The sequence below is a fragment of the Streptomyces triticirhizae genome (genome assembly GCF_003696235.1).
In the GTDB taxonomy this organism is placed as follows: domain Bacteria; phylum Actinomycetota; class Actinomycetes; order Streptomycetales; family Streptomycetaceae; genus Streptomyces; species Streptomyces triticirhizae.
Genome location: NZ_RFFJ01000079.1, coordinates 1 through 25,316, shown reverse-complemented (window position 1 = coordinate 25,316; position 25,316 = coordinate 1). Strand labels below are relative to the sequence as shown.

23 protein-coding genes and 2 rRNA genes are annotated in these 25,316 nt (G+C 72.9%); 15 read left to right on the top strand and 10 right to left on the bottom strand.

What is annotated here, in order from left to right; genetic code table 11:
- The 3 genes from EBN88_RS15620 to EBN88_RS15610 form a co-directional block, all read left to right on the top strand.
- A 23S ribosomal RNA gene (locus EBN88_RS15620) occupies positions 1–105 on the top strand; the annotation flags it as partial.
- Between the two features lie 58 nt (positions 106–163).
- Positions 164–280, top strand: a 5S ribosomal RNA gene (gene rrf, locus EBN88_RS15615).
- A gap of 93 nt (positions 281–373) precedes the next feature.
- Positions 374–856, top strand: coding sequence for a GNAT family N-acetyltransferase (locus EBN88_RS15610; RefSeq protein ID WP_122184490.1), 483 nt, complete (start codon positions 374–376; stop codon positions 854–856).
- Here EBN88_RS15610 and EBN88_RS15605 read toward each other — a convergent pair.
- The 5 genes from EBN88_RS15605 to EBN88_RS15585 all read right to left on the bottom strand — a co-directional run bounded on the left by EBN88_RS15605 (position 841) and on the right by EBN88_RS15585 (position 7,262).
- Positions 841–2,040 carry a hypothetical protein gene (locus EBN88_RS15605; RefSeq protein WP_122184489.1) on the bottom strand — a complete coding sequence of 400 codons (1,200 nt, stop codon included), beginning with the start codon at positions 2,038–2,040 and terminating at the stop codon, positions 841–843. The two genes, EBN88_RS15610 and EBN88_RS15605, sit on opposite strands and share 16 nt — an antisense overlap.
- Before the next feature lie 8 nt (positions 2,041–2,048).
- Positions 2,049–3,458 (bottom strand): ATP-binding protein, encoded by a 1,410-nt coding sequence (locus EBN88_RS15600; RefSeq protein WP_122184488.1) that lies wholly within the window; start codon positions 3,456–3,458, stop codon positions 2,049–2,051.
- Between the two features lie 156 nt (positions 3,459–3,614).
- Positions 3,615–5,183, bottom strand: coding sequence for an SCO6880 family protein (locus EBN88_RS15595; RefSeq protein WP_122184487.1), 1,569 nt, complete (start codon positions 5,181–5,183; stop codon positions 3,615–3,617).
- Positions 5,180–6,448, bottom strand: coding sequence for a hypothetical protein (locus EBN88_RS15590; RefSeq protein WP_233580704.1), 1,269 nt, complete (start codon positions 6,446–6,448; stop codon positions 5,180–5,182). The genes EBN88_RS15595 and EBN88_RS15590 overlap by 4 nt, the downstream gene beginning before the upstream one ends.
- On the bottom strand, positions 6,438–7,262 hold the full coding sequence (locus EBN88_RS15585; RefSeq protein ID WP_122184486.1) for a hypothetical protein: 825 nt from the start codon (positions 7,260–7,262) through the stop codon (positions 6,438–6,440). Before EBN88_RS15585 ends, EBN88_RS15590 begins: the two co-directional genes overlap by 11 nt.
- A 249-nt stretch (positions 7,263–7,511) precedes the next feature.
- Between EBN88_RS15585 and EBN88_RS15580 the strand changes: the two genes are divergently transcribed.
- Positions 7,512–7,937: a GNAT family N-acetyltransferase gene (locus EBN88_RS15580; RefSeq protein ID WP_122184485.1), complete on the top strand. Its 426-nt coding sequence runs from the start codon at positions 7,512–7,514 to the stop codon at positions 7,935–7,937.
- Positions 7,938–8,231: 294 nt separating this feature from the next.
- On the opposite strand, the gene EBN88_RS15570 is transcribed toward EBN88_RS15580, so the two are convergent.
- Positions 8,232–9,260: a sigma-70 family RNA polymerase sigma factor gene (locus EBN88_RS15570; RefSeq protein WP_122184483.1), complete on the bottom strand. Its 1,029-nt coding sequence runs from the start codon at positions 9,258–9,260 to the stop codon at positions 8,232–8,234.
- Between the two features lie 337 nt (positions 9,261–9,597).
- Here EBN88_RS15570 and EBN88_RS15565 point away from each other — a divergent pair, with 337 nt between their 5' ends.
- Complete coding sequence (locus EBN88_RS15565) at positions 9,598–11,124, top strand: protein kinase domain-containing protein (protein ID WP_147472735.1); 1,527 nt, start codon at positions 9,598–9,600, stop codon at positions 11,122–11,124.
- A gap of 18 nt (positions 11,125–11,142) precedes the next feature.
- Here EBN88_RS15565 and EBN88_RS15560 read toward each other — a convergent pair whose 3' ends face one another.
- The 3 genes from EBN88_RS15560 to EBN88_RS15550 are packed head-to-tail and all read right to left on the bottom strand — an operon-like array spanning position 11,143 to position 14,037.
- Complete coding sequence (locus tag EBN88_RS15560; RefSeq protein WP_122184481.1) at positions 11,143–12,006, bottom strand: Fpg/Nei family DNA glycosylase; 864 nt, start codon at positions 12,004–12,006, stop codon at positions 11,143–11,145.
- Positions 12,007–12,064: 58 nt separating this feature from the next.
- Positions 12,065–12,718 carry an O-methyltransferase gene (locus tag EBN88_RS15555; RefSeq protein ID WP_122184480.1) on the bottom strand — a complete coding sequence of 218 codons (654 nt, stop codon included), beginning with the start codon at positions 12,716–12,718 and terminating at the stop codon, positions 12,065–12,067.
- Positions 12,719–12,753: 35 nt separating this feature from the next.
- Positions 12,754–14,037: a hypothetical protein gene (locus EBN88_RS15550; protein WP_147472734.1), complete on the bottom strand. Its 1,284-nt coding sequence runs from the start codon at positions 14,035–14,037 to the stop codon at positions 12,754–12,756.
- Between the two features lie 150 nt (positions 14,038–14,187).
- Here EBN88_RS15550 and EBN88_RS15545 point away from each other — a divergent pair, with 150 nt between their 5' ends.
- The 8 genes from EBN88_RS15545 to EBN88_RS15505 all read left to right on the top strand — a co-directional run bounded on the left by EBN88_RS15545 (position 14,188) and on the right by EBN88_RS15505 (position 22,856).
- Positions 14,188–14,883 (top strand): UbiX family flavin prenyltransferase, encoded by a 696-nt coding sequence (locus EBN88_RS15545; protein ID WP_122184478.1) that lies wholly within the window; start codon positions 14,188–14,190, stop codon positions 14,881–14,883.
- A gap of 107 nt (positions 14,884–14,990) precedes the next feature.
- Positions 14,991–15,452, top strand: a complete 462-nt coding sequence (locus EBN88_RS15540; protein ID WP_122184492.1) for an Lrp/AsnC family transcriptional regulator — start codon at positions 14,991–14,993, stop codon at positions 15,450–15,452.
- Between the two features lie 49 nt (positions 15,453–15,501).
- Positions 15,502–16,668 (top strand): aminofutalosine synthase MqnE, encoded by a 1,167-nt coding sequence (gene mqnE / locus EBN88_RS15535; RefSeq protein ID WP_122184477.1) that lies wholly within the window; start codon positions 15,502–15,504, stop codon positions 16,666–16,668.
- A 4-nt stretch (positions 16,669–16,672) separates the two neighbouring features.
- On the top strand, positions 16,673–17,257 hold the full coding sequence (locus EBN88_RS15530; RefSeq protein WP_122184476.1) for a GNAT family N-acetyltransferase: 585 nt from the start codon (positions 16,673–16,675) through the stop codon (positions 17,255–17,257).
- 16 nt (positions 17,258–17,273) lie between these two features.
- The gene (locus EBN88_RS15520; protein ID WP_325052758.1) at positions 17,274–17,723 is read left to right on the top strand and encodes a DUF4229 domain-containing protein; all 450 of its coding nucleotides are present in this window, start codon (positions 17,274–17,276) and stop codon (positions 17,721–17,723) included.
- Positions 17,724–18,178: 455 nt separating this feature from the next.
- A complete protein-coding gene (locus EBN88_RS15515; protein WP_122184473.1) occupies positions 18,179–19,582 on the top strand; it encodes a dicarboxylate/amino acid:cation symporter in 1,404 nt (467 codons plus the stop codon).
- Positions 19,583–19,961: 379 nt separating this feature from the next.
- Complete coding sequence (locus tag EBN88_RS15510) at positions 19,962–20,534, top strand: ATP-binding protein (protein WP_122184472.1); 573 nt, start codon at positions 19,962–19,964, stop codon at positions 20,532–20,534.
- A gap of 327 nt (positions 20,535–20,861) precedes the next feature.
- A complete protein-coding gene (locus EBN88_RS15505) occupies positions 20,862–22,856 on the top strand; it encodes an AMP-dependent synthetase/ligase (protein ID WP_122184471.1) in 1,995 nt (664 codons plus the stop codon).
- Between the two features lie 74 nt (positions 22,857–22,930).
- Here the strand turns inward: EBN88_RS15505 and EBN88_RS15500 are convergent, their stop codons facing one another.
- Positions 22,931–23,134 carry a cold-shock protein gene (locus EBN88_RS15500; RefSeq protein ID WP_097233593.1) on the bottom strand — a complete coding sequence of 68 codons (204 nt, stop codon included), beginning with the start codon at positions 23,132–23,134 and terminating at the stop codon, positions 22,931–22,933.
- A 232-nt stretch (positions 23,135–23,366) separates the two neighbouring features.
- Between EBN88_RS15500 and EBN88_RS15495 the strand changes: the two genes are divergently transcribed.
- Positions 23,367–24,227: a menaquinone biosynthetic enzyme MqnA/MqnD family protein gene (locus EBN88_RS15495; protein WP_199742374.1), complete on the top strand. Its 861-nt coding sequence runs from the start codon at positions 23,367–23,369 to the stop codon at positions 24,225–24,227.
- Positions 24,227–25,316: serine/threonine-protein kinase (locus tag EBN88_RS15490; protein ID WP_147472733.1), on the top strand; the 1,090-nt coding region annotated here is incomplete at its 3' end. The genes EBN88_RS15495 and EBN88_RS15490, both read left to right, overlap by 1 nt.

Here is a 25,316-nt window from a genome sequence, read left to right as displayed (position 1 = left end):
TTGATGGGGTAAGGCTCCCTGTAGACGACGGGGTTGATAGGCCGGAGATGGAAGCCTAGTGATGGGTGGAGTTGACCGGTACTAATAGGCCGAGGGCTTGTCCATAGATGCTCGCGTCCACTGTGAAATTTCTTGATTGACACTCGGGTGCCCTGTTTTGGGTTCCGGTGGTCATGGCGGGAAGGAAACGCCCGGTTACATTCCGAACCCGGAAGCTAAGCTTTCCAGCGCCGATGGTACTGCATGGGGGACCGTGTGGGAGAGTAGGACGCCGCCGGACAATTATTGACAGGTGGTTCCTGTCGGAATCTCGATTCCGACAGGAACCGCCTTTTTTGTTGCGCCGAGATTCCCCGGGTGGCAGCATCGCCGCATGACGTACCAGGTGCGGCGGGTCCGGCGCGAGGACTGGGAGCGGCTACGGGGGTTGAGGCTGGCGGCGCTGAGTGATCCGGTGGCGCACCTGGCCTTCTTCGAGCCCTACGAGAAGGCCGCGCGGCTCGGTCAGGAGGACTGGCAGCGTCGGGCCTCGGACGGTGAGCGTCCCGTGTTCGTCGGGGAGACCGCCGACGGGGAGTGGGTCGGCATGGTGGGGTTGCTCACCGCCGGGACCCGTGTCGAGGTGGTGGGCGTCTATATCGCCCCCGAGCACCGGGGAACGGGACTCGCCGGGCGGCTGATGAAGGCGGCCATCGAGGGCGCTGGCGGCCGGGAGATACGGCTGAGGGTCCACCAGAACAACGCGCGGGCCGCCCGCTTCTACGCGAACCTCGGGTTCCGGCCCACCGGCGCTTCGGCGCCCGACCCCCGGGACCCCACGTTGGTCGCCTACGAGCTGGCCTACGGGGGCGACTGACGGCCGACGACCGAGAGTCCCGGCTGGGCCTCGGTCACCGCGTCCACCAGCGCCTCGCGCAGGCCGGCCGTGTCGCGGGCGTCGCCGATCACATAGAGCGTGCCGCCCTCGTTGGTCAGGTTGTCCAGGGCCAGGGCGTCGACCCGGCCGGGGGAGCAGGACTGCCGGATGTGCACCTGTTCGAGGGGGCGCAGCGCGTCGCCGACCAGCTTGAGGGCCGCGTCCCGGCGGCCGGGGTGGGAGGTGAGGGCGCTCTCCAGCTCCATCACCGCGCCGCCCGCCGCCTGTGGATGGGTGCGCAGGATTCTGCCGGGCTCGCCGAGGGAACGGCCGTGCGCCCAGCGGTGGATCTGCTGGAACGGCTCCCCGGCGAGGGCGGCCGCGTGGAGGCAACAGCGCAGCAGGGTCTCGGCGGTCTCGGCGTCCAGTTGGAAGATCGGCTCGCTCGGCCGGACCGGCGCCAGCAGGAGCGCGGCGGTGCGGCGGGCCCTGGCCATGTCGACGCAGTCGCGCTGCGGGGCCCAGCGGAGGCGGACGGGCGCCTCGGTGCGGTGGCCGGGGTCGTAGACATGGACGGGGCCGCGCCGGCCGCGTTGCTTGGCCGTCTTGGTCCACAGGCTGCCGTCGGGGTCGATGACCACCAGCCCCTCGGGGGCGTCGAGGACCTCGCCGACCGGGTCGGCGGCGGGACGGGGGACGGCCTCCCTGGCGGGCGGTGTCAACGGGGCCTCGGCGGCCGCCGGTTGGGGTTCGGGCGCGGGTGCGGGCTCGGGTGGGGCGGCCTGGACGATGCGGCGGGCGGCGCGTCGGGCGCGCCAGGTGGTGACGCGGATCGCGATCCACAGCACGAGGCTGAAGAGCAGCACCAGTTGGGCGAAGAACAGGGTCCAGACCAGCGTCGCGCTCGGCAGGGTCGCCGGGTCGGCCCGGTTCCAGGCGCCGGCGATGTCGCCGGGCTCGGTCAGCAGGCCGCGCAGGGCGGGGCCGGTGCGGGGGAAGGTGACGCCCTCGGGCCAGGCGCCGTGGCGGAACCAGCCGCCGATGCCGGTGGCCGACCAGGTGAGCACGGCGAGGCCGACCAGCAGCCCCAGCACGCCGAGGAGCAGCGCGTCGGGCACGCCGCCGCCGCGTCGGGTGGGGCCGGTCGGGGGCTGGGGTCCGGTGGGCTGGGGGTCCTGGGACATGGCGTTGCCTACCCGACTCCCTGGCGCTTCTCGAAGGACATCACCCGGGCCTCCGTCTCCGCCTCGAAGAGGTCGTCGACCTCCTCGGGCTCCTGCTCCGCGAGGGCGGTGGCCGACTCGGTCATGGCGCGGTCGGTGAAGACCAGGGGGCGTTCGGCCTCGGTGACCAGGTGCTTGACGACCTGGACGTTGCCGTTGACGTCCCAGACGGCCATGCCCGGGGTGAGGGTGGGGATGATCTCGACGGCCCAGCGGGGCAGGCCGAGGACCTGGCCCGTGGCTCTGGCCTCGTCGGTCTTCTGGGCGTAGATGGTGCGGGTCGACGCCATCTTGAGGATGGCGGCGGCCTCCTTGGCCGCGGCGCCGTCCACCACGTCGGAGAGGTGGTGGACCACGGCGACGAAGGAGAGGCCGAGGCGGCGGCCGAACTTCAGCAGGCGCTGGAAGAGTTGGGCGACCGAGGGGGAGTTGATGATGTGCCAGGCCTCCTCGACGAGGAAGATCCGCTTGCGGCGGTCGGGCCTGATCCAGGTGTGCTCCAGCCAGATGCCGACGATGGCCATCAGGATCGGCATGGCGATGGAGTTGCGGTCGATGTGGGAGAGGTCGAAGACGATGAGCGGGGCGTCGAGGTCGATGCCCACGGTGGTGGGGCCGTCGAACATGCCGCGCAGGTCGCCGTCCACGAGGCGGTCCAGGACCAGGGCGACGTCGAGGCCCCAGGCGCGGACGTCCTCCAGGGCGACGTTCATGGCGTCGGCGGCCTCGGGCATGGGGTGGCGGAGGCGTTCGACGATGTCGGTGAGGATGGGTTGGCGGTCGACCATGGTCTGGTTGACGTAGGCGTGCGCGACCTTGAGGGCGAAGCCGGAGCGTTCGTCGAGGGGGCGGCCGAGGGCGACCTCGATGATGGTGCGGAGCAGGGCGAGTTGGCCGGTGGTGGTGATCGCCGGGTCCAGCGGGTTGAGCCGGATGTCGCCGTCGAGGGCGGCCATCGGGTCGAGCCGGATCGGGGTGATGCCGAGCTGTTGGGCGATCAGGTTCCACTCGCCGACGCCGTCCTCGCCCTGGGCGTCGAGCACGACGACCTGGCGGTCGCGGAACCGGAGTTGGCGCAGGACATAGGTCTTCTCCAGGGCCGACTTGCCGTTGCCGGACTCGCCGAGGACCAGCCAGTGGGGGGCCGGCAGCTGCTGGCCGTAGAGCTGGAAGGGGTCGTAGATGTAGCCCTTGCCGGAGTACACCTCGCGGCCGATGATCACGCCGGAGTCGCCGAGGCCGGGGGCGGCGGTGGGCAGGTAGACGGCCTGGGCCTGTCCGGTGGAGGTGCGCACCGGGAGCCGGGTGCTCTCCGTTCTGCCGAAGAGCAGGCTGGTGAACGCTTCCGTGAGGGCGGTCAGGGGGTCGCGGGGGGGCATGGCGGCACCTCCTTCACTGTGCGGACCCGCCGTGGTCGGGGGCGGGTTCGTCGGGGTGGTGGTCGGGGTCGGCGGTGGTCATCGGAGGGCGTTCATCGGGAGGCGTTCATCGGGGGTGTCTTGTCGGGGTCGCTGTCGTGGAGGGGGCGTGCGTGGTCATCGCCTGATCCCGGTCGCGAAGGGGAGGGTGTTGACGAAGGCGCGGTGGTGTTCGCGGTCGCACCATTCGAGCTTGAGGTAGGACTTACCGGCCGAGGCGCGGATGGTGCGCTTGTCGCGGGCGAGGGCCTCGGGGCTGGGCGAGGAGACCGTGAGGTAGCCGACGAGGTTGACGCCGGCGGCGCCGGAGGCGAGGTCGTCGCCGCGCTGGTCGACGCGGCTGTGGGCGGCGACGTCGCGGGGGTCGACGGTGCGGTTCATCTTGGCGGCGCGGGATGCCTCGGCCTCGTCGTTGGTCTTCTCGGTGAGCATCCGCTCGATGGCCAGCTCGGTGGGCTCCAGGTCCATGCAGACGGCCACGGTGCGGATCACGTCGGGGGTGTGAACGAGCAGCGGGGCGAGGAAGTTGACGCCGACGGGGGTGAGTGGCCACTCCTTGATCCAGGCGGTGGCGTGGCACCAGGGGGCGCGGGTCTCGGACTCGCGGGTCTTGGCCTGGAGGTAGGTCGGCTCCCTGGCGTCCAGCTCGGCGGGCCAGGCGTTGCGCTTGGACATGGCCTGGATGTGGTCGATGGGGTGGTCGGGGTCGTACATGGAGTGGATCAGGGAGGAGAGCCGTGCCTCGCCGAGGGGTTGGCGGACCCTGATGTCGGCTTCGGTCAACCGTGCGCAGATGTCGGTCAGTTCGCGTGCCATCACGATCGCGAGGGCCTCGTCCTGCGACATGCGGCGTCGGCCCCGGCCCTGCTGGCCGCGTTGGGCTTTCGCCGCCTTCACGATGGAGCTGGCCTCGTTGCTCAGCTCGCGGGAGTGGTGCATACAGGCGACGAGGTAGGCGCGGTGCTGCTCGCTGGAGGTGGAGACCATCGACTGGAGCTGGTCGTAGGAGTCCTGAATCCAGGCGGGCGCGCGGTGGTCGCCGCGTTCCCTGACGTCGTTGGCGTGGGCGTCGGGGTCGGCGGGCAGGGTGCGGGCGAGCATCTGGAGGCGGGTGACGTGGCCGTCGCCGTTGGCGACGTGCTTGAGCAGGGTGCCGAAGCGTTCGACGAGGGCCTCCTGGTCCTCGCTGTCCCGCAGGCCGACGCCGGGGCCCTCGATCTCGATGGCGGTGGTGATGGTGCGCCGGTCGGTGTGCAGCAGCACGGCCAGCTCGTCGGGGCCGAAGGGCGCGGTCAGCCAGTGCACCCGGCCGACGCCGGGGGGTGTGCCGATCTCGACCTCGCGCCCGTCGATCAGGGTGCCCGCCTCGGGGGCGGTGGAACGGTATGTGGCGCCCCGGCGCTGGAGGCGGCGGAAGGAACGGTTGATCTCGAACCACCTGTAGAACGTGCGGCCGTTGTAGGGGACGTAGACGGCGGCCAGGGCGAGCATCGGGAAGCCGACCAGGCCGACGATGCGGGCGCTGAGCACGGGGATGAGGAGGCCGCTCATCATGCCGAGGAAGGCGCCGACGACGATGAGCGCGATCTCGCCGGTCTCGCGGTTCCGGCCGACGATGGCCTGGGGGCGGGCGCGGCCGATGAGGTAGGTGCGGCGGCGGGTGAGCGTCTGCGGTGGGGCGGTCACCGGCTATCCCCTCGATTCCCTGGAGTGGCGCGGCGGTTGCCCGCTTCCGAGGACGATGATGACCCCGTCTGGCCGGAACGGGTACTGTGCGCGGCGACGCCGCCGGCCAGCGGGTTGGTGGGGCGGGCGCCGCCCTGTCCGCCGGTGGCCTGCCCTCCGCCTCCGCCGCCCTCGCGGGTGCCGTGGGTGCTCATGCCCTGGCGCAGCATGGTGGCGGGGCTGGAGATGGCGGCCTTGGCGGCGCGGCTTGAGGTGTCCTGGCGCATGGCGCGGTGGTTGACGATCTCGTCGCCGAAGCCGGGGACGAAGCGGTAGATCATGGCGGAGGCGAAGATCGCCAGCAGGATGATGGCCAGCCCGGAGATGATCGCCGAGGTGGCGGTCGGGCCGTCGGACGTGGTGAGGGCGGCGGCCAGGCCGAGGACGATCACGATGACCGGCTTGATGAGGATGATCGCGACCATGATGCCGGCCCAGCGGCGGACGTGGCTCCAGAGGTTCTTGTCGACGAGGCCCGCGTAGACGGCGGTGCCGAGGAGGGCGCCGACGTAGAGCATGGCGGCCCTGATGACCAGTTCGATGGCGAGGACGCCGGCGGCCAGGATGGAGATCAGGGAGACCACGATCAGCATGATGTGGCCGCCGCCGATCTCCTCGCCGGACTCCAGGGCGGCGGCGAAGTCCCCGAAGAACGCGTCGGAGTTGTCGCCGGTGCCGGCGACGATGGCGTCGGTGACGCCGTCGGTGGCGGAGACCACGACATAGAGGATGAGGGGCGTGAAGGCGGAGGCCATCACGGTCAGCCAGAGGAAGCCGATGGCCTCGGAGAGCGCGGTGGTCAGCGGGACGCCCCGGATGGCGCGCTTGACGATGGCGAGCAGCCACAGCACCAGGGTGAGGACGGTGGAGGCGGCGAAGACGACGGCGTACTGGCGGAGGAACGCGGCGTTGGTGAAGTCGACGTTGGTGGTGGCGGAGACCAGGTCGGACAGCTCGTTGACGATCCAGGCGGCGGCGTCGGCGCAGCCGCGGGCGAGGGAGGAGAGGGGGTCGAGCGAGTCGTTGAGCGTGGTGCCGCCGCCCCCCTCGGAGGTCTCGCCGCCGTTGCCCTCGCAGTAGTCCCTGGCGGGGCCGGAGATCAGCTCGCAGTCGGGGTTGTCGTCCTCGGCGGCGCGGGCGCGGGGCGCGGTCGCCAGGCCGGCCGTGAACAGGGCGGCGGGGCCCAGGAGCAGGGCGGTCAGATACCGCCGTGGGTCAGCGCGCATAGGTGAACCCCCCGAATTCCTCGACCGCTTCGGCGATCTCCTCGGCGCCGGAGATCCGGTTGTCGCCGTTGACCGGGGTCGGGCCCTCGGACTGTTCGGTGGTGACCACCTTCCAGTCCGAGCCCTCCCAGGTCAGGGTCAGGTGCATGGTGAACCAGCTGGTGCGCACCGGGTTCCGTGAGTCGAGGCCGGCGATGCCGAAGAGGCCCGCGCACCAGACGGACACCTCGGCGGTGGTGTCGGAGTAGGACTCGATGGTGCTGCCGACGGGGAGGGTGCGGTTCACGAAGGTGCTGCCCTCGGGAGCGACGCCGTTGGCGTCCAGGCCGATGCTCTCGTTCAGCTGTAAGCCGTAGTCGGTGTCGTAGGAGGCGAGGAGTTCGTCGCGGCTCTCGGTGGAGCTGACCGTGCGGACGATCTCCTCCCGTTGGGTCGGGTTGAACATGCCGGTGCCGCCGAGGGCGACCGCGTAGTTGGCGGCGGCGCTCTGGGCGCCCTGTTCGGTCTGGGGGAAGCCGGAGGGGATGCCGTTGGTGGCGCCGTCGACGGGGAGTTCGCCGGTGGGGGAGGTGGGGTCGGCCTGGGCCTGGGGCGTGTCGTCGCCGGAGGACTCGCCGTCGTCGTCGCGGGCCTGGTTGGCGAAGACGATGGCGGCGACGAGGAGAACGACGACGGCGACGATGGTGACCATGCTGCGCCCCGGGGAGGCCGGCGGCCGGCGGGGGCGGGAGGAGGGGTCCTCGGGCAGGCGCGTTCTCGTCTGGGCGGGGACGCTGCCGGCGCGTGCGTCGTCGTAGTCGTCGCCGTAACTCATGTTCGCGCCCCCTCAACAGCAGCGAGTCTATTCCCTCCTCACATGACGTTAGCGCCCTCCACTGACGTTCCGCCCCCTCACAGCGGAGTTGATCTCCAGGGGAGGGTAAGTCGCGGGCCGCCGGCGGCTGATGGGGCGTCGGGGCGCGGGGGCGGGCGCCGGCGGTCGGGGGTGGGGTGGCCGGGGCGCGGGGGGAGGGCGGGGTGGAATTCGATGGTCAGGGCCCCGTGTGGCGGGTGGGATGGGGGCATGAACGAGATGCGTGTGCGGCCCGCTGGGCCGGGCGATGTGGAACGGGTGCTGGCGTTCTGGCGGCTGGCGGCGGAGGGGTCGAGCGTCAGCGACGATGTGGCGGGGGTGTCCGGCCTGGTGGCGCGGGACCCCGAGGCGCTGCTTCTGGCCGAATGCGAGGGGGAGTTGGCGGGTACGGTGATCGCCGGATTCGACGGGTGGCGCTGCCATCTGTACCGGCTGGCGGTGGCACCGGGGTGGCGGCGGCGGGGGGTGGCGACGCTGCTGCTGGACGCGGCGGAGCGGCGCTTCCTGGCGCTGGGTGGGCGGCGCGCGGACGCGATGGTGCTGCGGCGGAACGCGCTGGCGCACCGGGCGTGGTCGGCCAACGGCTATGGCCCGCAGGTCGATTGGGAGCGGTGGGTGAAGCCGCTGTCGGGCTGAGGGTGGCCGGGCACGATGAGTTCCGCCCGTGGGGCCGGTCCTTGTTGGTGTGAAGGGAGACCGGAGATGGGCGATGTGGAGTTCGTGGTCGAGGGCCCGGTGCGGCGCGCGGACGTGCCGGGGTTGTGCGAGCGGTTGGCGGCGCTGGTGCGTGAGCGGGGCGCCCGGGTGGTCACCGTGAACGCGAGGCGGTTGGGTGGCCCGGGCGCCGACGCGTTGCAGGCGGTGACCCGGCTACGGCTGACCGCGCGGCGGCTCGACTGCGAGCTGCGGTTCGAGGGCTTGGACGAGCGACTACTCGGCCTCCTCGGCTGGCTCGGTCTGGGGCAGGTGGTCGGGGAGGCCGAAGAGCGGGAAGAGGCGCTCGGTGTCAAGGAACGAGTTGATTCCCGTGACCCGCCCGTCTGAGATCTCGATGACCTGGAGGGCCCAGGGCTTCCAGCCGCCCTCGGGGTCGACCCGGTACTGGCCGAAGGCGCCGCAGCCGTTGGCCTGGGTGGGCACCAGGCGGGAGCCCCGGCAGTCCCTGCCGTGGCCGAGCATCCAGTCGGCTATGTCGGACGGGCCCCGCATCCACAGGTCGTAGGGCGGCATGGAGAGCGTGGCGTCCTCGGCGAGGAGCGTCGTCAGGGCGTCCATGTCGTAGCGCTCGAAGGCGTCCAGATAGCGCGTCAGCAGCGCCTTGTGCTCGTCGGAGAGCGGCTCGCTGGGGCCGGTCTCGGTGACCCCGGTGTTGGCCAGGGTGGCGCGGGCGCGCTGGAGGGCGCTGTTGACCGAGGCGACGGTGGTGTCGAGCAGCTCGGCGACCTCGGCGGCGCGCCAGCTGAGCACCTCGCGGAGGATCAGCACGGCGCGCTGGCGGGGCGCCAGGTGCTGGAGCGCGGCGACGAAGGCGAGCCGGATGGACTCGCGGGTCTCGGCGTGCTCGTCGGGGCCGGGGACGGCGCGGGCGTCTGGCATGGGTTCGATCCAGGCGGTCTCGGGAAGGGGGGCGCCCAGCCGTGCCGAGGCGGTGGGCTGGGACTCGGTGAGATCCATCGGGCGGGCCCGGCGGCCGGCGCCGCTGAGCATGGTGAGGCAGACGTTGGTGGCGATGCGGTAGAGCCAGGAGCGCAGCGAGGAGCGGCCCTCGAAGCGGTCCAGGGAGCGCCAGGCGCGGACCATGGTGTCCTGCACGGCGTCCTCGGCCTCGAAGGCGGAGCCGAGCATCCGGTAGCAGTAGCCGGTCAACTCGCGGCGGTACTGCTCCAGTTCGCGTTCGGTGGGGCGGGTCGCCGTGGCAAGGCCGCCGGGGCTGTCCTGGGTGTCCTCGGATGTGCTCATGTCGGGCTCCTGGCTGCTCTGTACTGGCTCCGGCCGCGCTCACGGGTGTGCGGGCCGGCGCTGCTCAAACTGGGGTCAGCGTAGCCAGGGGCACTGACAACGGTGGGTTTGCCGTGGCGGCAGGCCGGTGACCTGCGGCGGAGCACCCGTTCAGGCGGGTCGTGGCGGGCTCGGGGGCCGGGGCGGGAGCCGGGAGCGTCGGGCACGGGCCGGGTGGGCGTCGCGCGTGGGGCCCGTCGGCCGTGGGCCGGGGCGGTGACCGCCGAATACAGTAGCGGTAGTGGTGCTTTCGGCAGGCTGACCGGGATGAGGCCGGGGAACTGGCAGGGGGTGCGTGGTGGCGCGGGAGCGGATCATCGACGGGCGGTACCGGCTGGGGCGGCAGCTGGGCGAGGGTGCCATGGGGACCGTCTGGGAGGCGTTGGACCTGCGGCTGGAGCGGCATGTCGCGGTCAAGGTGGTCGGCAGTTCGGCGGTGGGGCGCGATCCACGGGCCAGGGAGCGGTTCGAGCGGGAGGCGAAGCTGCTGGCCGGGCTGTCCAGCCCGTTCATCGTGACCGTGCACGACGTGGGGGAGACGACGTTCGGCGACGAGGAGTTGGGGCAGTCGGTGCTCTATCTGGTGATGGAGCGGCTGCACGGGCGGTCGTTGGAGGCCGTGCTGGCCTCGGAGTTGCCGCCGTTGATGGAGGTGGCGCGGTGGGGTGAGCAGGTGTGCCGGGCGTTGGCGGTGGCGCACGACTCGGGTGTGGTGCACCGGGATCTGAAGCCGGCCAACGTGATGGTGGGTCCTGACGGGCTGGCGCGGGTGTTGGACTTCGGGATCGCGGCGGTGCTGGCGGACTCCACGGACCACGCGCGGCTGACGTCGACGGGGGTGGTGGTGGGCACCCCTTCGTATATGTCGCCCGAGCAGATCGAGGGCGGCGCCGTGGGGTTCCGCAGCGATCTGTACTCGACGGGCTGTGTGCTGTACGCGCTGGTCACGGGGCAGCCGCCGTTCAGCGGTCCCTCGCTGTACCAGCTGCTGCGGCAGCAGATGGAGAGCGAGCCGCTGCCGCCGAGCGAGCGCAGGGCGGGGGTGCCGGCGGCGTGGGACCGGCTGATCCTTTCGCTGCTGGAGAAGCGGCCCGAGGCGCGGCCCGGGTCGGCGAGCGAGGTGGCGGACCGGCTGCGGGAGCTGTCGTTGAGCGCGGCGGCGGCGACGGTCGTGTTGCCGGAGCGGCCGGTGGCCGCGGCGATGGGGTACGAGCCGACGCGGGTCGATCCCCGGTCGGTGCTGCTGGCCAGCTGCCCGCATCCGGACGGCGGGCGGCTGCCGTTGGCGACCGGGCAGCGGATGCGGTTGAGCGATGTGCTGCCGGAGGCGGAGACGTTCACCGTGGGCGTGGACTGGCGGGTGGTGGACGGGATGGACGTGGACGCCAGCGCCCTGGTGGTGGACGCGGAGGGGCGGGTGCTGTCGGACGAGCACTTCGTCTTCTACAACAACCCGGAGCCGGCCGGGGTCGGGGTGACGTTGGCGGGGGAGGACCCGGAGGCGCTGTTCACGGTGCGGCTGCCGGCGCTGGCGGAGGGGGCGGCGCGGGTGGTGTTCGCGCTGTCGCTGCACGAGGAGTCGGCCGGCGGCCGGGATCTGGCCTCGGTCAACCAGCCGCATCTGCGGCTGCTGGACGCGGCGAACGGCACCGAGCTGCTCTGCTACGGCTTCCCGAGCGGCCCGGCCGGGGTGACGGGCCTGACGGTGGGCGAGCTGGTGCGGGACGACGACGGCTGGCTGTTCTCGGCGAGCAGCGAGGGCTTCCCCGGCGGGCTGGCGGAGATCGCCGAGTCGCACGGGGTGCTGGTGGAGGCCGAGGCCTGAGGGCGCGCCCCGGCCGGGTCACTTCAGCAGGCGGGAGAGGCGCCGGTCGGCCAGCGGCCGGCCGCCGGTCTGGCAGGTCGGGCAGTACTGGAGCGAGGAGTCGCGGTAGGCGACCTGCCGGATGGTGTCGCCGCAGACCGGGCAGGGTTCGCCGGTCCTGCCGTGCACGCGCAGGCCGTTCTTCTTCTCGGCCTTGAGCCGGCCGGCGGCCAGGCCGCCGGCGCGCTCCACGGCCTCGGTGAGGGTGGCGCGCAGCGCGCGGTGGAGGCGCGCGGCGTCGTCCGCGTCGAGCCGGTTGGCGAGCTGGAACGGGGACATGCGGGCGGCGTGCAGGATCTCGTCGGAGTAGGCGTTGCCGATGCCGGCGAGCACGCTCTGGTCCCGCAGCACGCCCTTGAGCCGCCGGCTCTCGCCGCGCAGCACGGCGGCCAGGTCGGCCTCGGTGAACGAGTCGGCGAGCGGGTCGGGGCCCAGGCGGGCGACGCCGGGGACCTCGGCGGGGTCGCGGACGCAGTGGACGGCCAGCCGCTTCTGGGTGCCGGCCTCGGTGAGGTCGAATCCGGACCCGTCGGCCAGGGTGAGGCGCAGCGCCAGCGGGCCCTTGCCGGGGCGGGGCGGCGCGGTGGGCTGGGTGTCCTGCCAGCGCGGCCAGCCGGCGCGCGCGAGGTGGATCACCAGGTGCAGCTCCTCGTCGATCACGATGTCGAGGAACTTGCCGTGCCGCGCGACGGCGGTCACGGGCCGGCCGACGACCGCGCCGAGCGGCGGGTCGTAGGTCTTCAGCACGTGGAACGCGACGGGCACGACGCCGGCGACCGTCCGCCCCACCAGGTGTTCGGTGAGGAAGCCGCGCAGGGCGGCGACCTCGGGAAGCTCGGGCATGACCTCCAGGATAGGACCGGTTCGCGGAAACGGGCGGGGCCGGGCGAACCCGGAGAACTCAGACCTTGCGGGCCAGGGTGAGGCCGTCGCGGATCGGCACCAGCACGGACTCCACGCGCGGGTCGGCGGCGACGATGTCGTTGATCTCACGGATCGCGCGGTCGGCCGGCTCCTGCGCCTCGGGGTCGACGACCCGGCCCGAGCGCAACGTGTTGTCCAGCAGGATCAGCCCGCCCGGGCGCAGCCGGCGCAGGCTCTCCTCGTAGTAGACGGGGTAGCCGACCTTGTCGGCGTCGATGAAGGCGAGGTCGAACGCCTCCTCGTCGGGCAGCGCCTTGAGGGTGTCGACGGCCGGGCCCAGGCGCAGCTCGATGCGGTCGGCCAGCCCGGCGCGCTCCCAGTAGCGGCGCGCGATCGACGTCCACTCCTCGCTGACGTCGCAGGCCAGCAGGGTGCCGCCGGGGGCCAGGCCCCGGGCGATGGAGATCGACGAGTAGCCGGTGAACGTGCCGACCTCCAGCGCGCGCCGGGCGCCGACGAGCCGGGTCAGCAGCGTCAGCAGGGCGCCCTGGTCCTGGCTGATCTGCATACTCAGGTGCTCGGGCAGGGCGGCGGCGGTCTCGGCTGCCAGGTCGCGCAGCACCTCGTCGGCCGGGGTGGCGTGGGCCAACAGGTAGTCGTTCAGGGCCGGGTTGACTATGTCGAGGCTCATGGTGCGCAGCCTACGCCGGGCCCGATCAAGGGGCGTCAGGGCTGCATCGGTCCCGGCAGGTCGGCGCGGTCCTCGTCCTCGATCCGCTGCTCCTCGCGGACCCGCAGGTACAGCAGCGCCACGGTGAGGTCCTCGGGGCTGACGGGCCCGGCGGACTCAGGGGCGCTCAGCGAGAGCGCGGCGCCGCCGGCCAGCGAGAGCCGCAGCGGGAGGGAGCCGGCGTCGCCGCCGTCGAGCTGGCCCAGGTCGAAGGTGGCCTCGGCCAGCACCCCGTTGCGGATGGCCAGTTCGGCCTCGACCTCGGCGTCCCCCGGCGCCGGCTCGCCGATGACCGGCGGCAGGTCGTAGCGGTCGACCTGCTCGTCGAGGAGGTTGAGCAGCGGGCCCAGGGCGGACCGCGCCTGGTCGGCGGTCATCCGCAGGGTGACGCGTTCGGCGCCGCGCGACTCGCCCTCGTGGTGGGTGGTGGCGCCCTCGTCGAGGGCGTTCCGCAGCTGGCCGACGACGTCCCACTGGCGCTGCGGCTGGAGCAGTGCGTCGCCGTCCTCGACGGTGGCGGCGAGGTCGTGGGCGATCTCCGGGTCGACGCCGCCGTGCTCGGCGAGCGCGTCGGCGTAGGCCGGGTACTGGAACGGGTCGACCTCGACCCAGTCGCCGGCCAGGCCGGTGGCGGTGTCCGCCAGCGACTCGGGGAGCTGCCCGGCGTCCTGGGCGAAGCGTTCGGCCCTGGCCACGGTCGCCTCGTCGCCGCCGTAGACGTCCTCGACGACGGCCTCGGCGCCGACCCGCAGGTAGGTGGTGTCCTCGACCTGCTTGAGGCCGAGGACGTCCCGGCCGCCGAAGTTGACCGTGAGGGAGCTGTTGCGCGGGTCCTCGGGGGCGAGGTCCCGCATCCGGGTCTCCTCCTCGGGGTCGCCCACCGAGAAGGTCAGCTCCAGGTCGGACAGCAGCCGCGCCTCGTCCAGGGTGGGCGGCTCGGCCTCCGCGCCCCGGCCGTCATCTCCGGCCGCGCGGGACTCGGCCGCCCGGGTCAGGTACGCGTAGATCTCGTCGGGCCCGGCGTCCAGGGTGGCGCCGACGGTCAGGGCCTCGCGGGACAGCAGCTCGTCGATGGCGTCGGAGACGGCGAACCCCGCGCCCGCGCTCTCGGCGACCTGGCAGGCGGCGCTGCCGGTGGCGAGCAGCGCGACGCCGCCCAGTGCGGCGATCCGCCGCAGGCGGGTGCGGGTGCGGGTGCGGTCGTTGATGTCGGCACTCCTGTCCGAGGGGGCAAGGGCGAGAGGCACCAGCCGGCGGTGGCCTCGGCGTCCAGTGTCCATGGCCGCGTGGTGGAACGTTCGCCGGGGCGCCGTCTGTGGCCGACGCGTCACCGTCCGGTAAGCAGCTCGTTGCCTGTAGGACAAGATGCCGGGCCCGGCCGGGGGGCGCGGCCGGGGCGGCTGTCGGGGGCGGCGGCTAGCCTCGACGCCATGGACGGACTGAGGCCAGGGGAGTCGGGGGAGCGCCGGCCGTGGGTGGTGGGCGTCTCGGGCGCCTCGGGGACGCCGTACGCGGCGGCGGTGCTGCGGGGGCTGTTGGCGGCGGGGGAGTCCGTGGACCTGGTGGTGAGCCGGGCGGCGCGGCTGACGCTGCGGGACGAGACGGGGGTGTCGTTCCGGGACGGGCACTGGGAGGCGGACCTGGCCGCGTGGTTGACGCGCGGCGCCGACGGGACGCCGGGGGCGTTCGCGCCCGAGCTGTCCCGGGTGCGGTACTGGGCGGCGGGCGACCTGGCGGCCGGCCCCTCGTCGGGCTCGTATCCGGCGCGGGGGATGGTGATCGTGCCGGCCTCCACGGCCTCCGTCGCCGGCGTCGCGCTGGGCCTGTCGAAGGACCTGTTGCAGCGGGCGGCGGCCGTGACGCTCAAGGAGCGCCGCCCGCTGGTGGTGGTGGTGCGGGAGACCCCGTTGAACGGGCCGACGCTGCGGCAGCTGGTGGCGCTCGACGAGGCGGGCGCCGTGGTGCTGCCGGCCTCGCCCGCGTTCTACGCGGGGGCCACGGACATCCAGGGGCTGGTGGACTTCGTCGCCGGGCGGGCGCTGGACGCGCTGGGCGTCCCGCACACGCTCTACCGGCGCTGGCGCGGGGAGTTGGGGGGCGCGGCCCGTTCGGCCGGGCACTCGTAGGTGGCGGGGGGCCCATGCCTTAGATTCGTCTGTGCGATCGACCGGTAACTCCGGGGATCGCCGGGATGGCGCGGGACGTGTCGGGCAACGAGGAGGGCTTCGCGACGATGGACGCGACGGACAGGCAGCTCATCCAGGCGCTGCGGGAGAACGGCCGCGCCTCGTATGCCGAGTTGGGCCGTCTGGTCGGGCTGTCGGGGCCGAGCGTCACCGACCGCATCAACCGTCTTGAGGCGGCCGGGGTGATCACCGGCTACCGGGCCACCGTGGACGCGGCGAAGCTGGGCCTGGGCGTCACCGCGCTGATCGGGGTGCAGCTGTCGGACGCGGTGGACCACGAGGAGGTCGCCGACCGGCTGCGGGAGCTGGCGGAGATCGAGGACTGCTGGTTCATCGCGGGCGAGGACTCCTACATGCTCAAGGTCAGGGCCACCGACGTGGACGGGCTGGAGCGGACCATCCGCCGGCTCTCCCGCACCAGGGGCGTCTCCAGGACGCGTTCGACCATCGTGCTCTCCACCAAGTGGGAGAACAGGGTCGGTCAGCTGCCGCAGGACGAGGAGGCGTAGCCTCTAAGGCGGCGCACACGACGGACGACCGCACCCGGGAGGCAGGGCTATGGACGCGGGGCTCAAGCGGGAGCTGGAGGAGAAGGCGCTCTCCGGGGAGCGGCTCTCCCGGGAGGACGGCATCGCCCTCTACGAGTCGGACGACCTGGCCTGGCTGGGTGGCCTCGCCCACGAGGTGCGGACCCGGAAGAACGGCGATGTCGTCTACTTCAACGTCAACCGCCATCTGAACATGACCAACGTGTGCACGGCCTCGTGCGCCTACTGCTCGTTCCAGCGCAAGCCGGGCGAGAAGGACGCGTACACGATGCGCATCGAGGAGGCGGTCAGGCTCGCCCGCGCGATGGAGGGCGACGGCCTCACCGAGCTGCACATCGTCAACGGGCTCCACCCGACGCTGCCGTGGCGCTACTACCCGAGGTCGCTGCGGGCGCTCAAGGAGGCGCTGCCGGAGCAGGTCTCACTCAAGGCGTTCACCGCGACCGAGATCCACCACTTCGAGACCATCTCGGGGCTGTCCGCGTCCGAGATCCTCGACGAGTTGATCGACGCCGGCCTGGAGTCGCTCACCGGCGGCGGCGCGGAGATCTTCGACTGGGAGGTCAGGCAGCACATCGTCGACCACGCCACCCACTGGGAGGACTGGTCCCGCATCCACCGGCTCGCGCACGCCAAGGGCCTGAAGACGCCCTGCACCATGCTCTACGGGCACATCGAGGAGCGCCGGCACCGGGTCGACCACGTGCTGCGGCTGCGCGAACTCCAGGACGAGACCGGCGGGTTCCAGGTCTTCATCCCGCTGCGCTACCAGCACGACTTCGTGGACATGAAGGACGGCAAGATCCGCAACCGGCTCCAGGCCAGGACGACGATGGCCTCCGGAGCCGAGGCGCTGCGCACCTTCGCCGTCTCCCGGCTGCTGTTCGACAACGTGCCGCACGTCAAGGTCTTCTGGGTGATGCACGGCGTGCAGACCGCCCAGCTCGCGCTCCAGCACGGCGCCGACGACATGGACGGCTCGGTCGTCGAATACAAGATCACGCACGACGCGGACGACTTCGGCACCCCCGACAAGCTCACCAGGGACGACCTGCTGGAGCTGATCAGGGACGCCGGGTTCCGGCCCGTCGAGCGCAACACCCGCTACGAGGTGGTCCGCGAGTACGAGGGGCCGGACCCGGCCCGCCGCGAGTCCCCCCAGCCGATGCGGGCGTGAGGCCATGAGCGAGACCGTGACCGCACCCCCCACCACGCCCGCGCCGCGCGGCCCCCGCGAGGGCTGGCCGCACTTCGTGCTCGACCCGGCGCCCACCGCCGAGCTGTCCGAGGCGATCGCCGTGCTGTGGGCCGACGTGACCAACGCCGGCGGCGCCGTGGGCTTCGTGCCCACGGTCACCCCCGAGGAGGTGCGCCCCGCGCTGCGCCAGCACCTGGTCGGCATGGCCGAGGGCACCACCCGGCTGCTGATCGGCGCCAACGACCGGGGCCAGCCCGTCGCCACCGCGTTCCTGCGCCGCAACACGCACCGGCTGATGCGGCACTGGCTGTGGCTGAGCACCGTGATGGTGCACCCCGACTGGCAGGGGCGCGGCGCCGGCCGCGAGCTGATGGCGGCGGCCGCCTCGGCGGCCCGCGCCATCGACCCCGAGGTCACCGGGCTGCGGCTGACCTGCCGTGGCGGGCTCGGCCTTGAGCGCTTCTACACCTCCTGTGGCTACCAGGAGGTGGGCCGGGTGCCGGACGCGATCCGGGTCGGGGAGAACGAGTTCCGGGACGACGTCACCCTGTGGCTTCCCCTGGGCTGAGGCGGAGGAGACCGAGATGCCCGAGGGCGACCAGCGCGAGAAGCGAACCGCGCGCGACGAGCGGACCGAACGGCTGCCGGAGCAGCGGCGCCCGGACGCCGGCCCGCACGAGGACGAGCAGGATGGCCAGGACGACAGGGAGGCACCGATGACCGCCGACACCGCCGGCGCCGAGGCCGGCTCCACCCGGTCGGCGACGCTGCGCTACACCGCCCTCCGCTTCGCGGTCTTCGCGGGCTGCTTCGTGGTCATCGCGGTGCTCGCCTATGTCGGCGTCGTGCCCGAGTCCTTCGGCACCGCCAACCCGCTGTGGCTGGTGATGCTCTCGCTGGTTGTCTCGGCCCCCATCAGCCTGGTGCTGCTGCGCGGCCAGCGGGACCAGATGTCCCAGCAGCTGGCGCCCCGCGTGGAGCGGGCCAAGGCGCGGCTGAGCGCCAACCAGGGCATGGAGGACGACGTCGCCTGACCCGGTGCTGCCGCCCGCCGGCGCTCGGCCGGGACGTCGGGCCGGGACGTCGGGCCGGGACGTTCGGCCGGACTGTGACCGAAACGACGCCCCGCCGTGGAATCCCGTTCCCCGGTGGGGCGTTGACGTGGGGCGGCGGACCCGAGCGCGGCCGGCGGGCCGTCGAGCGCTGTCCACGGCCATGACGCGTCGAAGGAGGGGTGCTACCGTGCACCGCATGAAGACCGCAGCCGCGCCCGCTCCTCTGGTGAGCGTTCCGCTTGTCGCGCGCCTGCACATCGATCTCTGCCGCTGCCTCACCGCGGCCTGTCGCTGACACCTTCGTACCCCCCGAGAGTTCGGCGCCCCGGCACGACCCGAGCCCGCCCCCGGTTGGGGGCGGCCGCTGTGTGCGGCCCCGATCCGGGCCCCGTTCGTCGTCCCGATCCCCCTTCATTCCCGACCGGAGTGTTCCTGTGTCCTCCTCGTCCCCTGCGGAGCCCTCGCCCTCCGCGCAGTCCCCCGAGGGTTCTCCCGCGAACTCCCCCGCGCCGCCCGAGCGGCGCCGCATATCCCTGCCGCCGTTCTGGGCGCAGATCCTGGCCGGCCTCGTCCTCGGCGTGGTGCTCGGCTGGGTGGCCCGTGAGTGGTCTGTCGACTGGCTGAGCCGGACCCTCGACGAGATCGGCGGCATCTTCGTCCAGCTGCTGCGGCTGGCGGTCGGACCGCTGGTGTTCTTCGCCATCGCGGTCTCGATCACCAACCTCCGCAAGGTCTCCAACGCCGCCAGGCTCGCGGCCCAGACCCTGCTCTGGTTCCTGATCACCTCGCTGATCGCGGTGGCCATCGGCCTGACCATCGGGCTGGTCACCAACCCCGGCTCCGGCTCCAACCTGACGCCGGCCGACGGGTTCGCGCCGGAGAGCAAGGGCTCCTGGCTGGACTTCCTGACCGGGATCGTCCCGACCGACGTGATCACCCCGTTCACCGAACTCAACGTGCTCCAGATCGTGTTCATCGCCGCCGCCGTGGGCGTGGCCGCGCTGAAGCTGGGCGAGCGGGCGCTGCCGCTGGTCACCTTCGGCGAGACCACGCTGACGCTGCTCCAGAAGGTGCTGTGGTGGATCATCCGGCTGGCGCCGCTGGGCACCCTCGGTTTGATCGGCCGGGCCATCGACCAGTACGGCTGGGACCTGTTGAGCGACTACGCGACGTTCACCGTGGACGTCTACGTCGGCTCACTGCTGGTGCTGTTCGGCGTCTACCCGCTGCTGCTGTGGCTGGTCGCCAGGGCCAACCCGCTCCAGTTCTTCCGGGGCGCCTGGCCGGCGATCCAGCTGGCGTTCGTCTCCCGCTCCTCGGTCGGCACGCTGCCGGTCACCCAGAAGGTCACCGAGCGCCTGGGCGTGCCCAAGGAGTACACATCCTTCGCGGTGCCGTTCGGCGCCACCACCAAGATGGACGGCTGCGCCGCGATCTACCCGGCGCTGGCGGCGATCTTCGTGGCGGAGATCTTCGGCGTCAGCCTGGGCGCGCAGGACTACGTGCTGATCGCCTTCGTCTCGGTGATCGGTTCGGCGGCGACGGCCGGGCTCACCGGCGCCACGGTGATGACCACGCTGACCCTCTCCACGCTGGGCCTGCCCCTGGAGGGCGTGGGTCTGCTGCTGGCCATCGACCCGATCCTGGACATGATCCGCACCGCGACCAACGTCGCCGGCCAGGCCACCGTGCCGGTGATCGTGGCCGCCAGGGAGGGCATCCTGGACCGGGAGGCGTACGACTCGGCGACCAGCTTCGAGATCAACGAAGCGGACGTCGAGCCGGCCTCGGCCGGCCGGCGGAACCCGCCGCCCAGGCCCAGGGAGGCCACCGCCTGACGGCGGCGGGCCCCGAGGCGCGCACCGCGCGGAACGACCCCAACGGCCCCGGCCGGCACGCTCGTTGTGCCGGCCGGGGCCGTTCTGTCCGTCGTCCCGTCCGTCGTCCCGTCCGCCGCGCCGTCCGCCGCGCCGTCCGTCGTTCGGTCCGCCGTGTCGGGCGGCGCGGGGCCCGGCGCGGGCGGCGGACGGCGTGCGCCCCGGGGGAGCACGCCCGGCCATCCCATGCATCACGTGAACCCCCCCGATGTGTGTGTGAACCCCCTTGTGCTCGTTCCCTCAAGGGGTCTGTCCCCTCTTGACTGGTTGATAGCCGAACTGGTTCCGATGGGCGTCCGTCGCCCGCACGTCATCGAGCCGGCCGATCGAGGGGGAGACCATGACGTCGCCGGAGACGAGCGGAACGCCGCACCTGGTCGGGCCGCCCCTGGCGGTCCGCGAGCCGGCCGTGCTGTCCGGCGGCTACCGCTTCCGTTCGATCACCCTGATCGCCGACTACCCCGACACCCCGGCGGCGGCCCGGCACACCGCGCGCCTGGTGCTGGGCGAATGGGGGTTGGCCGGCCTCGCCGACGACGTGGAGCTGTGCGTCTCCGAGCTGGTGGGCAACGCGATCCACCACGCGGCCCCGGACGGCCGCCGGGTCCAACTCGCCGGCGAACGGCGGGTGGTGGTCGCGTTCCGCTACTGGCCGCGCTCGCTGTTCGTCGAGGTCTCGGACGAGGACTCCACGCCGCCGACCCTCCCGGCGGGCGACCCGGTCGACCCCTCGCCGGGCTCGGAGGACGCCCTGCTGGCCGAGGGCGGCCGTGGGCTGTTCATCGTGCAGAGCCTCGCGGACGCCACCTGGTGGGCGCCGGCCGACCAGGGCGGCAAGAGCGTCTTCTGCCGATTCGATCTCGCGGAGGAACGGGAGAGGTCGTTCGAAACCCGCTTCACAAGCGGAGGTTGACATTCCGTCGGGAACCGGCCGCACCCAACTCCCGTGCGGTGACGAAAAGTAGCGCCCGGAGTGAGACGGCACACCCGCCGGAGCGGCTCGACGGCGGGAGTGCCGTATGGTCAGAACTCTGACGTGGGCACGCCCCGCCCGCAAGAGGACAACCGGCGTTCCGGATGTGACCCCCGTCGCACCGGGGGGAGTTGACATCCGGGGGAACGAACCGGGCGAACCCGCACCCGCCCGTGGCGGAACGGTGAAACCCCCGGTCAGCGCGTCCGGGCGCGCGGCAGAATGCACCCACTCCGCCCTGCCCAGGGCGGTGACGGGAGGACCGCGATGCCGCACGCCCCGCTGGAGACCACAGCGACGCGCAGATTCACGCCAGAGCTGCACCGGGTGAACGGGAGGGTGGTGGCCGTGGCCACCCCGCCCCTGGGCCCCCCGCCGGAGCGGGGCAGCCTGGCCGACATCCCCTTTGTCAACGCGCTGGCCACGCCGGACCGGCCGCTTCTCAGCCGCCGTGCCACGGACGGGAGTTGGCGGGATGTCACCGCCGCAGCGTTCGCGGAGGAGGTCACCTCGCTTGCCAAGGGACTGGTGGCGCACGGCCTGCGCCCCGGCGACCGGCTGGCCGTGATGTCCCGCACCCGCTACGAGTGGACCCTGCTGGACTTCGCCGCCTGGGCCGCCGGCCTGGTCCCCGTGCCGATCTACCCCGAGTCGTCGGCGGAGCAGCTCAGTTGGATGCTGCACGACTCGGGCGCGCGGGCCTGCGTCGTGGAGGGCGCCGAGGAGGCGCGCCGGCTGAGCGCCGTCCGCCAGGAGCTGGCCGGCGTCGAACACGTCTGGCAGCTGACCGCGCTGGGCGCGGGCCAGGGCGGCGTGCTCGGCCAGATCGCCAACGCCGGGCGGCAGTTGCCCGACCGGGTCGTCATCGAGAACCGGGAACGCCTCGCCCCGCACCACGCCGCGACCCTCGTCTACACATCGGGCACCACCGGGCTGATCAAGGGCTGCGTGCTCACCCACGGCAACCTGATGGCCGAACTCGACGCCGCCATCGAGCTGTTCGCCCCGGTCTTCCACCCCGAGCCGGACCCGGATCAGCCCGAACAGGAGCCGCCCAGCACCCTGTTGTTCCTGCCGATGGCCCATGTGCTGGGCCGCGTCGCCGCGTTGGCCTGCGTGCGGGCCCGGGTGCGCCTCGGGCACGCCCCGAACCCGGCCGCCGCCGAGCTGACGGCCGACCTCGCCGCGTTCCGCCCCTCGTTCCTCTTCGCGGTGCCGCACCTGCTGGAGAAGGTCTTCAACACCGCCCGGGCCAGCGCGGAGACCGCCGGCCGGGGCGGCGCCTTCGACCGTGCCGCGCGGATCGCCCGCCGCTTCGGCGCCGCCGGCGAACGGGCCGGGGGCGAGCGGGCCGCCGAGGACGACGGCAGGCCGGGCATGGGGCTGCGGGCCGCGCGCTCGCTCTACGAGCCGCTGGTCTACCGCCGGATCAGGGAGCGGCTCGGCGGCCGGCTGCGCCATGTGGTGTGCGGGGGCGCGCCGTTGAGCCGCCGGTTGGCGACCTTCTTCGAGGGCATCGGGGTCGGCGTCCACGAGGGCTACGGCCTCACCGAGACCTCGGCCGCCGCCACCGTCAACGCGCCGGGCGCCGGCCGGCTCGGCACCGTCGGCCTGCCGCTGCCCGGCACCGCCGTGCGGATCGCCAGGAGCGGCGAGGTGCTGGTGCGCGGGCCTCAGGTCTTCGCCGGCTACTGGGACGGCGAGTACGGGCGGGTGGTGCCCGGCACCGACGCGGAGGGCTGGTTCGCCACCGGCGACCTGGGCGCCCTGGACGAGGACGGCCACCTGACGGTGATCGGGCGGCAGAAGGACCTGATCATCACGGCGGACGGCCGGACCGTGCCGCCCGAGCCGGTCGAGGAGGCGCTGCGGGCCCACCCGCTGGTCGGGCACTGCCTGGTGGTCGGCGACCAACTCCCGTACCTGACCGCCCTGATCACCCTGGACCCCGAAGGGCTGGCGCACTGGCGCACCCTCCACGACCGGCCCAGGACGCCGGCCGCACGCCTGGTGGACGACCCCGCGCTGCTGGCCGACGTGGCCGAGGCCGTGGCCGCCGCCGAGCGGGCCGTCCCCGAGGCCGGGCCCATCCGGCGCTTCCGGGTGCTACCGCAGGACTTCACCGTCGACGCCGGGCAGCTGACCCCGTCCCTCAGGGTCCGCCGCTCGGCGGTCCTCCACGACTACGCGGACGTTCTCGACGAGCTGTACCCGGCCGAGGAGATCGCCGGGGAGATCCCCGGGGAGATCGCCAGGGAGTGAGGGCCCCGGAAAAGCTAAGAAGCCCCTGCCAGCGGACAGGGGCTTCTCGTGTTGTACGCCGAAGAATCGGGCGTTCAGACCACGCTGACGTTCTCAGCCTGGGGACCCTTCGGACCCTGGGTGACATCGAAAGTCACGGTCTGGCTCTCCTCAAGAGAACGGAAACCGGTGGCGTTGATAGCGGAGTAGTGGACGAAGACATCAGGGCCGCCGCCATCCTGGGCGATGAAACCAAAGCCCTTCTCGGCGTTGAACCACTTGACGGTCCCGGTAGCCATAAGCCCTCCCTGGGCCTAAAAGGGTCGCCCTGCTCCAGAACCTGCATGAAGCCTGAAAACGACGAAAGCCCGCGGTCACATGCTCCGCAGGCTCGTACTGCAAGGGAAACCAAACTGCAACTCGGCGCGAGCCTAGCACGGGGTGTGCACGCCCGGAAGAGCAGAGATCACCCATCGGGTGGTCCTGTCCCTGAACGTTGGCTCGCACGGTCTCAGGCGTACCCTCCCTAAGGTGACTACACACCACCCAGGTCGCCCTCGTGTCGGACACATCCAGTTCCTCAACTGCCTCCCCCTCTACTGGGGCCTCGCCAGGACGGGCAGTCTGCTGGACCTGGAGCTGGCCAAGGACACGCCGGAGCGGCTGGGTGAGCGGCTGGTCGCCGGCGAGCTGGACCTCGGTCCCGTCTCCCTCATGGACTACCTCAGGCACGCCGACGAGCTGGTCCCGCTCTCCGACATCGCGGTGGGCTGTGACGGCCCGGTGATGTCCTGCGTGATCGTCTCCCAGGTGCCGCTGGAGCGGCTGGACGGCGCCCGCGTCGCGCTGGGCTCCACCTCCCGCACCTCGGTGCGGCTGGCCCGGCTGCTGCTGTCCGAGGCGTACGGCGTCGCGCCCGACTACTACACCTGCCCGCCCGACCTGGGGCTGATGATGCGGGAGGCGGACGCCGGCGTGCTGATCGGCGACGCCGCGCTGCGCGCCTCGCTGCACGACGCGCCCCGGCTGGGCCTTGAGGTCCACGATCTGGGCGCGATGTGGCACGCGTGGACGGGCCTGCCGTTCGTCTTCGCCCTCTGGTGCGTGCGGCGCGACTATCTCGCCGAGCACCCGGAGATGGTGCGCGAGGTGCACCGCGCGTTCCTCTCCTCCCGCGACCTGTCGCTGACCGAGGTCACCAAGGTGGCCGAGCAGGCCGCGCGGTGGGAGGACTTCGACGCCTCGGTGCTGGAGCGGTACTTCACCACCCTCGACTTCCGGCTGGGCGAACGGCAGTTGGCCGGGATCGCCGAGTTCGCGCGCCGGGTGGGCCCCGGTGACGCGCTGGACGTGGCCCCGCTGGAGCCGCTGCCCGCCCCGGAGCCGCGCTGATGGAGCCGTTGACGCCGGACGATCCGTCCTCGGTGGGCGCCTACCGGCTGCTGGGCCGGCTGGGGCGCGGCGGGATGGGCCGGGTGTATCTGGGGCGCAGCGCCGGCGGGCGGACCGTGGCGGTCAAGCTGGTGCACCCGCACATCGCGGCCGATCAGCGGTTCCGGACCAGGTTCGCGCGGGAGGTCGCCGCCGCCCGGCTGGTCGGCGGCGAGTGGACGGCGCCGGTGCTGGACGCCGACCCGGAGGCCGAGGTGCCGTGGGTGGCCACCGGCTATGTGGCCGGCCCCGACCTGGCGCGCGCGGTGGCCGCGCACGGCCCGCTGCCGGAGCGCGCGGCGCGCGCCCTGGGCGCCGGGCTGGCCGAGGGGCTCGCGGCGGTTCACGCGCGGGGCCTGGTGCACCGGGACGTCAAGCCGTCCAACGTGCTGCTGGCGCTGGACGGGCCCCGGCTGATCGACTTCGGCATAGCCAGGGCCACCGAGGCCGGCGCCACCACCCAGCTGACCACCACCGGCGTCTCGGTGGGCTCGCCCGGCTACATGTCGCCCGAGCAGGCGCTCGGCGAGGAGCTGGGGCCGGCGACGGACGTGTTCTCCTTCGGCGCGGTGCTGGCCTTCGCCGCCGGCGGCCGGCCGCCGTTCCCCGGCAGCGGCGTGGCCCAGCTGCTCTACCGGGTGGTGCACGAGCCGCCCCAACTCGACGCGGTGCCCGAGGCGTTGCGCCCGCTGGTCGCGGCCTGTCTGGAGAAGCGGCCGGATGACCGGCCGCTGCCGGGCGAGGTGGCGCGGGCCTGCGCCGGGGAGGCGAACGCGGCGAGCCTGGTCGGACCGGGGTGGCTGCCGCAGCCGCTGGTGGAGGAGGTCAGCCGGCTGGCGGTGGCGCTGCTCGACCTCGACGCGGGCGGCTCGGCCGGCGGCCGGGTCGATCCCCGCGACGCGCTCCGGGACCCCCGGGCGGCCACGCCGGCCGCCCCGTACCGGGCGCCGGACGCCGCGACCCGGGACGGCAGGACCCCGCCCTCGACGCCCACCGCGTCCGCCGGACACACGCCGGCCGGGCCCGCGACGCCTCCAGCGGCCGGGACGC